This is a genomic window from Chitinispirillales bacterium ANBcel5, from assembly GCA_029688955.1.
Classification (GTDB): Bacteria; Fibrobacterota; Chitinivibrionia; order Chitinivibrionales; family Chitinispirillaceae; genus Cellulosispirillum; species Cellulosispirillum alkaliphilum.
This window is the reverse complement of record JARUKZ010000015.1, coordinates 84,933-101,380: the sequence shown is the minus strand read 5'-3', so window position 1 is coordinate 101,380 and position 16,448 is coordinate 84,933. Positions and strand designations below refer to the sequence as shown.

The window sequence follows — 16,448 nt, the reverse complement described above, 5'->3', positions numbered from 1 at the left end:
ACATTTTTTATTGATACCGTGTTTTTTTTTGTAAGGTTTGGAAGATATACGGGAATTGTAACCATTGCCGGTTATAATGTAGTAAGTTTACATTTTAATTAACAACTGAATCGGGTTAAATGTTAATGGAGGGAAACGGATCGTGCGCTGTATAAAATTTTCTGCAATGCTGATTTTGCTTGCTTTATTAAAAGGTTACGCCTCAGAAAAAGCCTTTATGGAAACAATTTTTATCCGTTCGACTTCAAAACCTACTGTTGATTCAGTTGCTTTTGATTTAACGAAAACTGATAAATCCTATTCACTCAGAATTACAAATGGTCCTCAGGATTATCAAAATGTCAGCAGTGCTGTAGTTTGGTTGAATGGTGAACAGGTTTTTACTGAAAAAGATTTTAATCAGAATGTTGGTTTTCTGGAAAGAGATGTTTCACTTCAATATGTAAATACTATCAAAGTTATGATAAAGAGCAGGCCAGGGAGTGCAATTCTGATTGGTGTTTACGGTGAGGGTGAAAAAACAATGCCAATTGTAGAAATTACCTCCCCTGCTGATGGTTACATAACGAATCAATCCACTATTCCGGTATCCTGGACAGTTGATGGAGCCGAGCAGACTGATCAGCTTACTGAAGCTCTTGAAGAGGGAGTAAATAAAATAACCAGAAGCTATACTGATGCAGCCGGTAACACCGGGACAGCTTCAATAACTGTTACACTCAAAACAGCGGTTCCTGTGGTGGAAATTACTTCCCCTGCAGATGGTTACATTACCAATCAACCCACTATTCCGGTATCCTGGACAGTTGATGGAGCCGAGCAGACTGATCAGCTTACAGAAGATCTTGAAGAGGGGATAAATACAATAACCAGAAGCTATACTGATGCAGCCGGTAACACCGGGAAAGCTTCAATTACAGTTACACTCAAAACAACGGTTCCTGTGGTGGAAATTACTTCCCCTGCAGATGGTTACATAACGAATCAATCCACTATTCCGGTATCCTGGACAGTTGATGGAGCCGAGCAGACTGATCAGCTTACTGAAGCTCTTGAAGAAGGAGTAAATACAATAACCAGAAGCTATACTGATGCAGCCGGCAACACCGGGACAGCTTCAATAACTGTTACACTCAAAACAACGGTTCCTGTGGTGGAAATTACCTCTCCGGTTGATGGTTACATAACAAATCAATCCACTATTCCAGTGTCCTGGACAGTTGATGGAGCCGAGCAGACTGAACAGCTTACAGAAGATCTTGAAGAAGGAGTAAATACAATAGCCAGAAGCTATACTGATGCAGCCGGCAACACCGAGACAGCTTCAATAACTGTTACACTCAAAACAAAGGTTCCTGTGGTGGAAATTACCTCTCCGGTTAATGGTTACATAACAAATCAATCCACTATTCCAGTGTCCTGGACAGTTGATGGAGCCGAGCAGGCCGAACAGCTTACCGAAGCTCTTGAAGAAGGAGTAAATACAATAACCAGAAGCTATACTGATGCAGCCGGCAACACCGAGACAGCTTCAATAACTGTTACACTCAAAACAACGGTTCCTGTGGTGGAAATTACCTCTCCGGTTGATGGTTACATAACAAATCAATCCACTATTCCAGTGTCCTGGACAGTTGATGGAGCCGAGCAGGCCGAACAGCTTACCGAAGCTCTTGAAGAGGGGATCAACACCATTACCAGAAGCTACACGGATTCAGCAGGTAACACCGGAACTGCTTCAATAACTGCTACACTCAAAACAACGGTTCCCGTTGTAGAAATTACTTACCCTGCTGATGGTTTAATCACGAATCAATCAACTATTCCGGTATCCTGGACAGTAGATGGAGTAGAACAGACTGAACATCTTTCCGAAGCTCTTGAAGAGGGTATAAATACTATTACCAGAAGCTACACGGATGTAGCCGGTAACACCGGGACAGCTTCAATAAATCTTACACTCAAAACAACGGTTCCTGCGGTGGAAATTACTTGCCCTGCTGATGGTTACATAACAAATCAATCCACTGTTTCGGTATCCTGGACAGTAGATGGAGTTGAACAGACTGATCAAAACACAGAAGAACTCAGTGAAGGAGCAAACACGATCACCCGTACCTTCACTGATATGGCCGGAAATATCGGGGTTGCTTCAATCACAGTAACTCTTATCACACTTCCGCCTGTGGTTGAAATAATTTTTCCGCAGGATGGGTCTTTTACAAATCAGTCTACTACCAACGTGGTATGGAGAGTAGACGGGGTCGAGCAGAATACAGAACTCACCGAAGAGCTTGCAGAGGGTGAAAATACAATTTCCCGCTCTGCAGTGAATGTTGTGGGAGAAACAGGCACAGCATCAATTGAGGTATTTCTGGATACAGAGCCTCCGGTAATAGGTGGTCTCTCTCCACAAAATGGCAGCACAATCTATTCTACCCGGCCCTCGATATCGGGTACTTTACAGGATGAACTCTCCGGGATAGATCCGACATCTCTCGAATTATACATAAACGGAAACAGGACAAATGAGCCTATTACCATCTCAGAAACAAGTTTCAGTTACACTCCTTCAAATGATTTCGTAGCGGGAACCTACGAGGTACTGGTAAAGGTGTGGGATAATGCAGGAAATTATGCTCAGGCTTCTGTGACATTCAACCTCATAGCCATTGAACTACCGCCCGATCCAGTAACAGTTGCGCCTTCTCTGGACAACACTGTCGTAACTGATATGAAGAGCGCTACTGAGTTTCTCTATACCGGAAACAATCCTGTTCAGAGGGGTATGTCTCCGGAAACTATTGAGCCACGCAGGGTAGCGGTAATAAAGGGAATGGTGCTTGACCGAGATGGGAATCCGCTTCCCGGAGTGAGAGTTTCTGTTCATTCACATCCCCAGTTTGGATACACTTTAACCCGTGCTGATGGAATGTTCGACCTTGCTGTTAATGGCGGGGGTTTATTAACATTGGAATACAAAAAGGCACAGTATCTTGATGCACAACGACAGGTCAGAACTCCCTGGCAGGATTATGTGTGGGCACCGGAAGTGGTCCTCGTACAATTTGATCCGGTGGTTACTCCGATATCACTCGTTGATAATACACAGATGCAGGTAGCCAGAGGAAGTGTGGTGTCAGATAATGATGGTACCAGGCAGGCGACCATGTTTTTTCCTCCCGGCATTCAGGTGACCAATTTCAATGCTGAAACGATCAATGTTCGTGCAACAGAATATACTGTAGGGGATAATGGCCCTGAAGCGATGCCTGCTGAGCTGCCCTCTCATATCGCATACACCTATTGTGTTGAGTTGAGTGTGGATGGGGCCGAGGATGTAAAATTCAATAAACCCATGTATTTCTATCTGGAAAACTTTCTGGATTTTCCGGTTGGAGGAATTGTTCCCACCGGGTATTATGATAAGCAGAAAGCCGCCTGGATTCCATCCGACAATGGCATCATAATAGATATTCTTTCTGTTGAAAATGGAATTGCTTCTATAGATATAGAGGGTAATGGTCAGGCTGCACAGCCGGAAGATCTTGAAGATTTGGATATAGGGGATGAGGAGTTGGCCTATCTGGCATCACTGTACACTGCAGGGCAGAGTCTCTGGCGTGTGCCTATGACCCATTTTACACCGTGGGATTGTAACTGGCCGTATGGACCGCCACTTGATGCTGTTGCACCTATGTTGCCTGAAGTAGAAAAAGATCTAATTGATGAGTCATGCATAACATCCGGCTCAATTATAGAAGATCAACACCAGGTACTTGGACAGGCAATAAATATTTCTGGTACACCTTTTGACCTGCACTATTCAAGTGAGAGGACTCCTGGTCGTAAGGATGGATACAATATTGAAATGCCACTTATAGATGCTGAAGTTCCAAACTCACTTAAAAGGATTGAATATGTAATAGAAGTTGCAGGAAAAATTTATGAACAATCATTCTCACCATCACCCAATCTGGAATTTGAATTTACATGGGATGGGATAGATTCTTATGGGCGAAATGTTCAGGGAAAACGGCCTGTTACAATCGATATTGGTTATGTGTATGATGGTGTATACCATGAACCTGCAGATCGTAGACAGAGCTTTGGACATCTCTCAGGTGTACCAATTACAGGTGACCGGGAAAGAACAGAAGTAGCATTATGGCAAAAACAAAAAACATTTATTGGAAATTATAATGAAAAGGAGAGATGCTTAGGTGGTTGGGCAATAGATAATCACCATTTCTATGGTCCCACAGAAAATATGGTTTATTTGGGTAATGGGAGAAGATATGCTGCAAACAACATTTCACATATTATAACGACGGTAGCCGGAATAGGTAGAAAAGGGTATAGCGGTGATGGTGGTCCAGCGATCGATGCACAACTTAATGGTCCCAGTGGCATTGCTGTAGGGCCTGATGGCAGCTTTTATATATCAGATGCACGAAATCACTGTATTCGTCGTGTTGATCCTCATGGTATAATTACAACAATTGCCGGTACTGGTGAGACAGGGTATAGTGGTGATGGTGGCCCTGCAACATATGCAGAACTTAATAGTCCAAAAGGTATAGATATAGGTGCGGATGGAAGCATATATTTTGTGGAATCAGGCAATCATTGCATTCGTCGTATAGGACCGGACGGAATAATAACAACTTTCGCCGGAGGGAGGTCTGGCTATGGAGGTGACGGTGGACCTGCAACTGATGCGGCTTTTTATTTTGGATCTGCTTTTCCTTCGGATGTAGCAGTAGGACCCGATGGTAGCGTTTATGTAAGCGAATATTTTGGCAGACGTATTCGTCGTATAGATCCGGACGGAATAATAACCACCATTGCCGGTAATGGTGAAGTTGGTTTTGATGCGAGATGCGATGGTAGTCCTGCAACTGAGGCTCGTTTCTATTTACTTTCGGGTATTGCTGTGGGGCCGGATGGCGCTATTTACGTTTCTGATATAAGGCAGCGTAGGGTTCGCAGAATAGGCACCGATGGGATAATAAATACAATAGTCGCTGGAGGTAATCCCAGAGGTATTACCATAGGGCCGGATGGAAGTATTTACATTGCATATGATAGTCAGCATATTGTCAGGCGAATAGGACCCGATGGGACAATAAACACATTTGCCGGAATAGAATCTCAAAGAGGATACAGTGGTGATGGTGGGCCTGCAACTGATGCAAGGTTTGATATTCCCGCTGATATTGCTGTAGGGCCGGATGGAAATGTTTACGTTACTGATAGTTACCGATTCAATAACCGAGTAAGGAAAATCACTTCTAATTTCTCCCACTCTACAATCGGTGATGTTTTCACACCCTCAGAAGACGGAAGGCATATTTTTCATTTCAATCCAGGTGGAAAACATCTTCGCACAGTAGATGCCCTTAACGGCACTTTAGTTTACGAATTCATCTATAACGATGCTGGCCACCTTGTCAGCATCGTTGATGCTGACAGCAATATCACTACAATAGAACGCGATGCAAACGGCAACCCCACAGCTATTGTCGCACCTTTTGGGCAGAGAACAAATCTCACTCTAAACAGTGGCGGATACATAATTTCAGTAACAAATGCTGCAGAAGAAACTGTAAGCTGTACTTACCATGAGGGCGGACTCATGGCCACTTTTACTGATGCAAACAACAATACCTCTACCTACACTTACGATGACCTGGGCCGCCTGATCAGAGCTCAGAACGCTTCCGGCGGCTATACAGAACTGCAAAGAGAAAGAACAGAAAGAGGGTATATAGTAAGAAAAATCGAAAGCAAGGATGAGCACAACGAATATGAAACATCCTATTTTACCGAAAGGCTGGCAACTGGCGAAATACGCCAGGTCACTACAACATGCTGTGGGGAGGGACAAGTTGAGGCTATTACAGGAACCAATGGCAGCAAACGGATAATTGCACCTGACAGCACTATTTCATTTACCAGATATGGCCCGGACCCCAGGTTCGGTATGCAGGCACCTGTAATCACAGAGCAAACGGTAACCACACCATCCGGTTTGACCTACACCATGACTTCAAGCCGCACTGCAGAGCTTGAGGATCCAGGTGATCTGTTTAGTGTGCAAACAATTACCGACTCGGTACTTATTAATGGCCAGCTCCACATCACTATTTACGATGCACAGACAAAAAACATTACATCCATTTCCCCCGAAGGCCGGCAATCGATTACTACAATCGATGATAAAGGAAGAGTGGTATTGAGTGAGGTTCCAGGTGTGCTGCCTGTAGAGTATGAGTACGACAGTCATGGAAGAGTTGCTCTGGTGAAGCAGGGCAGCGGAAGCAGTGCTCGACAGAGCACTATTCTCTACAATAGCCAGGGTTATATGGAGAGTATAACCGATGCACTGGGAAGAAGCACACAGTTTAACTACGATCTCTCGGGACGTATCACAAGAGAAACGCTTCCTGATGGCCGGATTGTAGAGTACACCTACGATGCTAACAGCAATATGAGTTCACTTACTCCTCCGGGCAGGCCTGACCACTCTTTTGATTACACATCTGTTAACATGCTCGATACCTACACTCCCCCCAATGTGGGCGCTGGGTTTAATTTTACCCGCTATAACTATAATCTGAATAAACAGCTTACAACTATTACCAGACCCGACGGTCAGACTATTGACTATGAATACGACCATGTCGGACGTCTTGTAGAGATTGTGCTTCCCAATGGTCAAATCGGTTATCTCTTCAATGACACCACAAACAACCTGGTAAGCATCTTATCTTCAGGAGCGGATATTTCCTACGTTTATGATGGTTCTCTCTTAACCGCTACAGAATGGACAGGTGGTATAAACGGAAGTGTAGGAGTTGCTTTTAATGATAATTTACAATTAGTGAACCGAACCATAAATAACAATCATTCTATAGATTATGCCTACGACAATGATGGTCTGCTTGTATCTGCGGGAGACCTTAACATTGATCGCGACCCTCAGAATGGAAGACTTACAGGTTCTTCTCTGGGAACTGTTTCCGATAATCTTGCTTACAACAGTTTCGGAGATCTTGTATCCTATACTGCAGGAAAGGGTGGAGCGGAAATGTACAGCGTTCAGCACACTGAGACCGACAAACTGGGCAGAATAGTGAGCAGGACAGAAACCGTGGAAGGTGAGTCGGTTTCTTACCATTATAACTACGACCTTGACGGTCAGCTCACAGAAGTGTACCGCAACGGTTCACTCTACTCTTCGTACGGGTACGACTCCAACGGTAACAGGATAAGCTACACCGGTCCTCGCGGAAACCAGACTGGTACTTACGACAATCAGGACCGTATGCTATCTTACGGCGCAAACTCATATATGTACACCGACAATGGTGAACTGCTACAAAAAACAAACACCGAAGGGACTACCCACTACAACTACGATGTTCTTGGAAACCTCCTGTCAGTTACATTACCAGATGGAACTGTTATTGAATATATTACTGATGGGCGTAACCGCCGTATCGGCAGAAAAGTGAACGGTTCTCTTGTCAGCGGCTATCTCTATCAGGACCAACTCAATCCAGTCGCAGAGCTTGATGCGTCAGGGAATGTAATTTCTGCTTTTGTCTACGGAACCAAAATAAATGTGCCAGACTATATTATTAAAGCCGGCATTAAATACAGAATTATAAGTGACCATCTTGGAAGCGTGCGGTTGGTGGTTAACGCCCAGACCGGTGAAGTCGCCCAGAGAATAGATTACGATGAGTTCGGGTATGTGCTCCTTGACAGTAATCCAGGATTTCAGCCCTTTGGGTTTGCGGGCGGATTGTATGATTACCGGACTGGACTGGTGAGGTTTGGGGCAAGGGATTATGATGCGGAGGCGGGGAGGTGGACTGCTAAGGATCCGATTAGGTTTTCCGGAGGGGACGGGAATTTGTTTCGGTATTGCGGCAATGATCCGTTGAATTACATAGACCCAAATGGAAAAATTATTATTTCAGTATCCGCACTTGTAGGCACAGCTGTAGCTTCTAAAATTGTCATTTCGGCAATTTCTAAAACAACTGTCACTTTAGGAATCAAATATGCTTCCCATCCTGAATTCTATAATTCATTGGGTGGTTATTTATATGGAAAAATTATTAGTTCGAGCGATAATACAGTAAATGTTATAACTGGACAAGAAGACCCATGGGATTTGCTTTTTATGGGTATTGATGCAGCTGGTGATTACGTTACTCGGTTAATAATGCCTAAGTTATGCACCGGTGGGTGAGAAAATGTTGAAAAGCAACATTTGAGCATTCTATTTTCCGATAAACCGGGCGTGCATGACGTGTCGTTTTCAAGAAGAATTCCCTGTGGATTTATTATCAGAGTGGAGAACATGGCTACTCACAAGAGTCTGGAGCACCTGTGAACAGGCAGCGGTAATACAGTTCTCTAAACTTCTGATCCAATTTTATGCATGTATCACAGTAATCATTGAGCTTATTCTGAACAGAAACTAATTAAAAATATGCAAGGATCGTTTTTTCAAAAACAGACGGTATTATCTGAATAAGTATGTCAATAAGGTAAGAAGGAGATGTAATAGTAAGCACTGGAAGCAAAAAGTAGAAGACTACAATATATAAGATCTTCAATCTTTAATTAAAACCCCACATGTTGCATTTTGTTCATATTTAGTCGATTTGTAAACTCAGTGCTGGGAAAGGGCAAGCGACCCATACCTATAAGTATTTGATTCCCACAGCTCTTGCCAAAAAAACTACACATTTCCTTTAAAATATCATCAATAGCCGTTTAAAAACTACCGGTGTGAAGTTTTTTGTAATAACACCGGAAAACAGAGCTACAGGGGTTCAAAAACTAAGAAACACGCACCGTTAAATAAGAAACCCGCTACGGTTATGTTGAAACAGTATCGCACTACGGCTACAGGATGTGATGGTCGTAGAGTTGTTTTGTTTAGGAAAGGTGATGTGTAGTTTGCAGCAGAGCGTTTCTTAAAATTAACCCCCGCTTTTAGCGCTCTTTAACCTTGTATACTACAATTGAGACTCAGCTATACTCCCGTGTAATACTTCAAGAATAATTAGTGAACATGGCTAAACCGCAAATCAGTGCACTTTGAGAGTATATGTCTTGGGAGTGTGGAAGAGAGCACTTATTCTTTTAAGTGGCCGAATGGTACTGCTTTAGAGGACTGTGCCAAATATTACGTTATCAAACATTTGAACACAGCCCTTTAAGCTTTGCTACTTTGTATCAATAAACTGCCAACTTCAACATTAGTTATTCTACACTCAGGGTCTGCATATTATAGCATGATCTCCTGATTTATGTACAAAGATCAGATCAGTACCATCTATTGTAATGTAATAGTCACCATCAAATCCTGGTATATTGGTATCTGTAATGGAAAAATCTGGATGTGTAGAACCAAAATTGTGGTTAACGATAAAATTTCGATAAAAAGGGGAAACTTGAGAAATACCCGAAAACAAAAATAAATCTCCTGATGCTTCATCCCATCTAAATGTAAGTTCTGTAATATTACTCATATCAACACCGTTTCCATCAACTTGAAAACTGGTATATTGGTCATCAATGGAAGGCAGAGCGGAATTTCTTGGTACGTTGTATTTTTCCAGGAGGTCTTGATGATCATCATCTGAATCATCTTCGTCATCTCCATCATCATCCAGGTCGTCTTCATCACCATATTGAGCGTAGAGTGTCACGTCTTCTGTTCCCATGGTAAAATCCCCTTCAAGGCCGTATGAGGCGCCACTACCGTCAGGTTTTGTGTTCCAGCCAATGTGTGTGTTTCGATAATCAGTAGCTTCAATATCAGGAAGACTAATTGTTGAGTTTTCGGCAATTATCATTGATTGATGCCTATAGTCGATGTAACCACCATTAGGATCAAAACTCAACTCGAAATATCTCGGCCCTTTAACTAACCGAACAGATAGACCTTGGCTTTTTCCCATTGCCCCAAAGGTAAGATCTTCCATGTCCGCTCTGAGGTGAGCAGCAAGACCATCCGATGATCGTCTATTATCAGTTGTACTACTCCAGAAGAAACAAAAGGTTCTCATGTTAGCGAAATAACTTCTGCGCTCACCTCCGGGAACAGCTGAAAAACCACTTTCATTTGTCGCGTTTTCATCTGTTTGGCCCCCAAAACTAACAAATGCTCCACCTTTTTTCATCTTACTGCCTGCAATGTTGTCCCTTTCATCTCCATTTGGATCAAGATATTTAAGTAAAGCAAGCCAATCTCTGTCGGTAGGTACTCTCCAACCTTCTGGCGCAATATCGTTTGCGTTCTCAGGATCCACCACCCACCAGTTATACAGTGCCCCAAACAGCTCCATGCTATCTGAATCGGTTGTATTATTGTAAAAGCAGTATGCCGGATCAGTAAGATTTCTCCACGCTTGGTCACCTGTTACACGCATAATAGGCTCGCCATCAGCATAGCTGGTTGTCCGTAGATTCTGCATCATCCATTCCTGTTCACCTATTATCACAGTTTCATAAACATTTCCATCTCCATCTGTAACTCCATCACCGAGTTCTAATTCAATCCATTTAGCGTAAAGTGTCATATCGTGTGAAATATTTCTGGTAAAAACCCATTCTGATGTGAATAATGAGTCACTGAACCAACCACTAAATGCATATCCCGGTTTTGTCGGAGTAGGCGGAGGGGATACAGGATCTCCCGGGCCCACATAGCTGTTTTCTACATCACTCCCCCCATTACTCTCAAAGCTGACAGTAAGTGCAGCAATCCATTTGGCATATAGTGTTACATCAGAAGTCCCCATGACAACAAAAGATTCGGGTTCATGGTCAGTACCGTTTCCATCAGGTGAAGTATTCCAGCCGTCAAAAATATATCCCTCTCTGGTCAAGCTGTTTTTGTTGCCAAGAACTTGGACACCATCACCCTCTTCATACACTGTATTGTCTACAGGTGGTGTACCATCAGTATGATTAGTACATTTATACTTTACCCTATAGCCTTCAAATGAAAGTATTATATTGATATCGTTTTCGACTAATGACCGGAGAGGATGCTTTTTTATCCCAAATCCATCAGCAGAAATTACGAGTGTATCTATAGTGTTACCAGAAGCTTTTCTGGCCAACTGAACACCATCACTACTTATCCTGCCCTCACCACTTTGAAATCCAGAGAACGACCTATTAAAGATATGCCTGAAAACAGATCTTTTTCCCTGGTGGGTAACTGCAACCATATAAACACCGGTACCCAATTGGTGCATAGGTATTGCGAATCTGTGAATACCTGCCTTACTGGATGGAGTATCATAACCATATACTTTTTTTCCGTTAAGACTGTAGACTGCTATATCAATTGGGGATGAAGCTGTAAGATTAACAGTAACAATAGAACCATTAACCTTAGCAAATGGCTGAAGTGGGCTGGTTCTTGCCAATACTGATGTAAGCTCTCCGATTATTTCAAACTTCCCTTCAGAATCTGTGGTTGTAAGAGTATCTCTGCTAATAAGACGGACATTTGCTCCGGCAATTGGCTCATTGGAATCGTTAAGAACTGTTCCCGAAAGATTAATCTTATCTGCATTGATAGAAGAGGGGAGTAGCATCATTAGCAATACTAATAAAAATTCTGGTACGGAAAACTTACTCATAGATATTCTCCTTGTTTAAACTTTATAAAAAACGAAAATATTCGATTGTTGGATAGATGAAAAAAAAAGGATTTACCTGAACTAAGCCGTTTTTTATATCACCTAGAGAGATAATCATTGATAGTAAAATAAAGACTATAAAAAATAATTACAACAATGTAAATTGTTAAAAATTGTTAAAAATTTTGGTAGTGTATAATTTATCTATATACAATCACTTATGCTTTTTATTCCTGCTGAACACACTGTTTCTTTCCGATGTCTTGTAAGTATGTATATCAATATAGAGTCTGATTTTAATCTACTTGAATTTTAGCTTGTTAAATTTATCCAACTAGCTTCCAGTCTTATTGATGAGTCTTAAGCGTTATCTTTAAACAGGAGGAAAAACTATGCGAAAAAGAACGGAACTTTCACTTTTTCATAATTTGTATTTAGGAATTAATCCCTTTTACCAAGCAAATAGTAGACCGGAAGCGACTAGAGGTTGGAATGGCTGAATAACTGTGAATCAAGAGTTACTTAGAGAAAAATGACCCGGTGAAGACCTGGTCGGCGAGAGGAAGACCCGCTGTTATCACCCCATACTTTTATACACCCGTAACATCTCTTCCAGCTCCTGTTGCAGCGCAGGTTTTTTGTCCAGCCGTGCGATTACAAACTTCACTGTTTTTTCGATGGTTTCCCATTTAGGATATTTGGGGAAGGTCCTGGTGGTGAGATAGCGGTCTAAGGTCTGGGTCCTTTGCCACCCATCGGCATTTGTATGAACTTTCCACAGCCCCGATTGTTCTGCCAGAGAGAATTTCGTAAGCGTAGTGTGTTCTGTGCATACTTCAATGGCTCGATTCAATAAATTCACGGCTACATTTTTTCGATCGGCAGGTACGGTTTTGAGCTCCGGGTAATTTTTAATGGTTTCAATGGCTGAACTAAGTTTGTGAAGGTCATTGTGCAGTTGTGGATTCTTGCTTAGAATATCGGGGTTAAGTTTCTCAAGGACCTGTCCTAAAAGACTGAATCGTTGGGAACTGTTGTGCAGCATAGACAAAAAGGTTTCAACAGAAGCATCAGCTTTTTTTCTGCTACTTTTACTGTCTCTGAGCACCAGAATAGAGAGCTGGTTAGTATCATATTTAAAGCCGCAAACAGAAATATCCACCACTGGTTCGCTTTTAGATTGAGCTTTAAGTCGGATTTGCCTGAATACACGAGAATCGGCAGTAGGGGTAGAGCGAAGATGATTGATAAGTTTTTTCCCGTTACTTGCGATCAATTTCTCGAGTAAAAGATCTTTTTTGATCTCCCCGTATTTCAGGGTCCTGAGACATGGTCTGTTCATGTAGCATATTTGTAGTTTGTTATCCACGGCCATTACAGCGTCTTCAACAGTGTCCATCATAAATGAAAGTCTATTCTGCAGCAGCAGTAGTTTTTCCTGTTGCTTTTTTTGAAAATCGATTTCTTCTCTGAGTTGTATGTTTTCACAGGCAGTGATAAGGGCTTTTTTGATATTTACCTGAGTTTTTATTCTTGTTACCAACTCGTGGCGTATGAACGGTTTAGTCAGATAGTCATTGGCACCTGATTCAAAACTTTTTAGCAGATCGGATAACTGGTTTTTGGCTGTTACCATAAGTATAGGAAGCTCTGAGGGGGAGAAGTTTATTCTCACTCTTTTTAAAAACTGCAATCCCGACATACCGGGCATCATCATATCTAAAACTACTGCATCGGGTAAACAATCTTCGTTGATCTGTCTTAGACCTTCAAATCCGTTTTGTGCTTTGATAACTCCAAAATTAGCAGAAGTTAAAGCGTCTTCAATGATACTGAGGCTGAGCGGATCATCATCGATTACCAAAATCTTTCCAGAAAGCTCATTTGAATGTGAAGGTACAGAATTCTGCGGATAGTTATGAAAATGATTGCCTTCAATGAGCTGTGGATAGAGATCCTGGTCAATGTCAGTGCTCTGCGCAAAGGGTTTATCCGGCGGGGTAGCGTCAGTGAACTCTGTTGAAGCAGTATCGCTAAGGGGTATTGAAAAAGAAACTGTTGTTCCGATTTGCGGCTCCGAATCAATTGTAATCGTTCCACCATGCAGCTCGATGAGGTATTTTGTGATAGGGAGCCCCAGACCACTTCCTTCATGAGCCCTCGTATCAGACGATTCGGTCTGCTCGAAGGGTTCAAATATTTTGTGAAGTTTATCGTGCGGTATTCCGATTCCGGTATCTTTAACGCAAATGGTGATGAAACCACATCGCTTGTTTTGCGCAAAAACCTCAACCTTCCCGGTATCAGTGAATTTTAGTGCATTGCCAACCAAATTATAAAGGATTTGCTGCACCCTGTCCTCATCGGCATATACAAGATCCAGATCAGGAGGGACTAAATTGATGAGCTCGACATTCTTATTCGCGCTTGAGTGACGAAGAAGAATAAGCATACTTTCTGTTAGGGAGAAAAGGTCGATTTGTTTCCTGAAAAGCATTATTTCGCTGCTTTTCAGTTTAGAAAAGTCCAGTATATCATTAACAAGTCTGTTTAGTCTTCTTCCATCCGAAACTATTATATTCAGACATTTACGATCATTATCGGTAAGGGAGGACTCTTTTTTTTCTAAAATCATTTCGGCTGTTCCAACAATTCCATAAAGGGGGGTTCTCAGCTCATGAGTCACACGGGCAAGAAAGTCGTTTTTCAGGTTTATCAGGCGTTGTAACTCTTTTTCATTCTTTTCCACTGTTTTGTAGATATCCGCAAATCGTATGGAAAGTATGGATGATTGTGAGAGAATGAAAAGAAAGATAGCGAATTGAAGTACATAGGTTCCATCTATAAATACGTATGTAAAAAGAGCATCATAAAGGGAAGTAAAAAACAGTAGTGTAAAACCAGTAAGGAATATTGAAGCACCTTTTCTACTCCTTATTTTTGAAATAATCAGGGATACAATAAGCCATATAAATTGCACGAGGAGCAACGGGTGGTACACAGGCATAAGATATGTGAACTGGTAGGTTGGAAAAAGTATAGTGGCTAAAGTGAAAACAGACGCTATCAGGAGTGATAGATTTACAAATATCTTATTTATCTCAAGAGGAAAAAGCTCTTTGGTGTATAAAATGAAAAGTGGAACCATCAGATATACCGTCAGGTACTCTAATTGCAGCGACAATCGGTAGTTGGTCAGGTTAAAAACTGTAGCGGTAAACATTTCACCGGTGATAAGAATTCGAAGGCATGCAAAAAAGCAAAAGAGCGCAAAAAATAATGACGCACGATCCTCTCTTCTTAGATAAAAGAGTATCAGGTGATATAATGCCATGATAAGAATACCACCGATGAGGAAAAAAGCGATTGCTTTCTGCTGACCTGCAGTTTCAAGAAACGTTACTGAATTGCCTATAACAACAGGAGTGTTAATACCCCCGGCTCTGTAGTGGAAATTGGATACCTGAATAATAACTTCTATTGAATCTTTTGCAGATGGTATTTCGATGGTGAGCGGTTTGCGAACAGGCCTTGCGCTTGCTGCGGAACTCTTTACTGTGCCCACGGACCCTGATAATTCACCGTCAATCCATACGGTATACGCTGAGTGGATTGAGTAGAGCTTAAGGAAGTAGTTTTTTTGCTTCCGTGGTAATTCGATTTTGAGTCGAAATGTCGCACACCCGCGACCGTCTAATGCTTCACCTTCAATAGTACTACCGCGCCAGGATCCGGGGATCTCTAAATAATGAGGCACTGTTTGAACAGTATCGATTTCATGTGGAGCTAATAATTGGTACGGATAAAACTCCCATTCACCATTGAGTTTAACAACCTGATTAGAGACCCCGGTTTTGTTAAGATTAATTACTCCGTTTTCTGCCCTGGGAGATGGTGTGTTGACCGAGCATCCTACAGTGCTTAGCAGAATAAATAATATTGAGATAGGAAAAATGGTTTTGGCTATCAAAGTCAGAATCCTCTGTTCTATATTGTTGTCTAGATAATATAAATATAAACCTAAACAAAATGCTAAGTTATCTTGCTTATTTGCACTGTTGGTGTTTATTGGTTACGAAAAAGTGGGGAAATGATGTAGCTACATTCGGTATTGCTAAGTGGGTAGGTGCAAATACAGTGCTCTACAAAACCCGGAGCAGCGGGGTAGCTTATAATGTTTATAAATATGAGTTTTAATGATTAAGTGTCGCCCGGTTTCCTTACGCAGTAGCTACTGCTACGGAGGCAGCGCGATAAATAGTCACGGTAGTTCTTAGTAATTCTTCTCATAATCTCAGTGTCGCCCGAGGCGAAGGTGGCCACCCCCCAGAGAAGCCTGGTGGCAAGTGAAAGGTTCCTCACGGGGGCGCCAAGAGGCTTGCTTGCCTCGTGTAAGCGTGAAAAGTTTGTTTTCCCGGGAGAGGTTTGTACTCATTCTCCAAAAAACACAAATGTTATTCCATTTTCAGTGCACAAAGTTTTTTTGATCCCGTTGGGATTTTAAATGATTCAGTGTCGCCCGAGGCGAAGGTGGCCACCCCCCAGAGAAGCCTGGTGGCAAGTGATAGGTTCCTCACGGGGGCGCCAAGAGGCTTGCTTGCCTCGTGTAAGCGTGAAAGGTTTGTTTTACCGGAGAGATATTTCCTTCTTCATAGTCCCGTAGGGACTACATATTTATAGCTAAACAGACAAAGACAGAATTCCTTGTCCCGTAGGGACAAAATATTTCCTTTCCCAGCTACAATGAGACATGGTGTTTTTTGC

The 16,448-nt window shown here is 42.2% G+C and carries 3 protein-coding genes; 1 reads left to right on the top strand and 2 read right to left on the bottom strand.

The features are described 5' to 3' along the window. Positions 1-142 precede the first annotated feature (142 nt). Entirely contained in the window at positions 143-8,266 is an 8,124-nt protein-coding gene (locus tag QA601_10030) for an RHS repeat-associated core domain-containing protein (GenBank protein MDG5815419.1), read from the top strand. A 1,033-nt stretch (positions 8,267-9,299) separates the two neighbouring features. Here QA601_10030 and QA601_10025 read toward each other — a convergent pair. Both QA601_10025 and QA601_10020 read right to left on the bottom strand, forming a co-directional pair. Next, positions 9,300-11,684, bottom strand: coding sequence for an InlB B-repeat-containing protein (locus QA601_10025; protein MDG5815418.1), 2,385 nt, complete (start codon positions 11,682-11,684; stop codon positions 9,300-9,302). A 577-nt stretch (positions 11,685-12,261) separates the two neighbouring features. Continuing rightward, a complete protein-coding gene (locus QA601_10020) occupies positions 12,262-15,654 on the bottom strand; it encodes an ATP-binding protein (protein MDG5815417.1) in 3,393 nt (1,130 codons plus the stop codon). Between the last annotated feature and the right edge of the window lie 794 nt (positions 15,655-16,448).

Bases quoted from the DNA above. Each gene is read 5' to 3' on its own strand.
- QA601_10025 (MDG5815418.1), bottom strand. From the start codon at position 11,684: ATGAGTAAGTTTTCCGTACCAGAATTTTTATTAGTATTGCTAATGATG.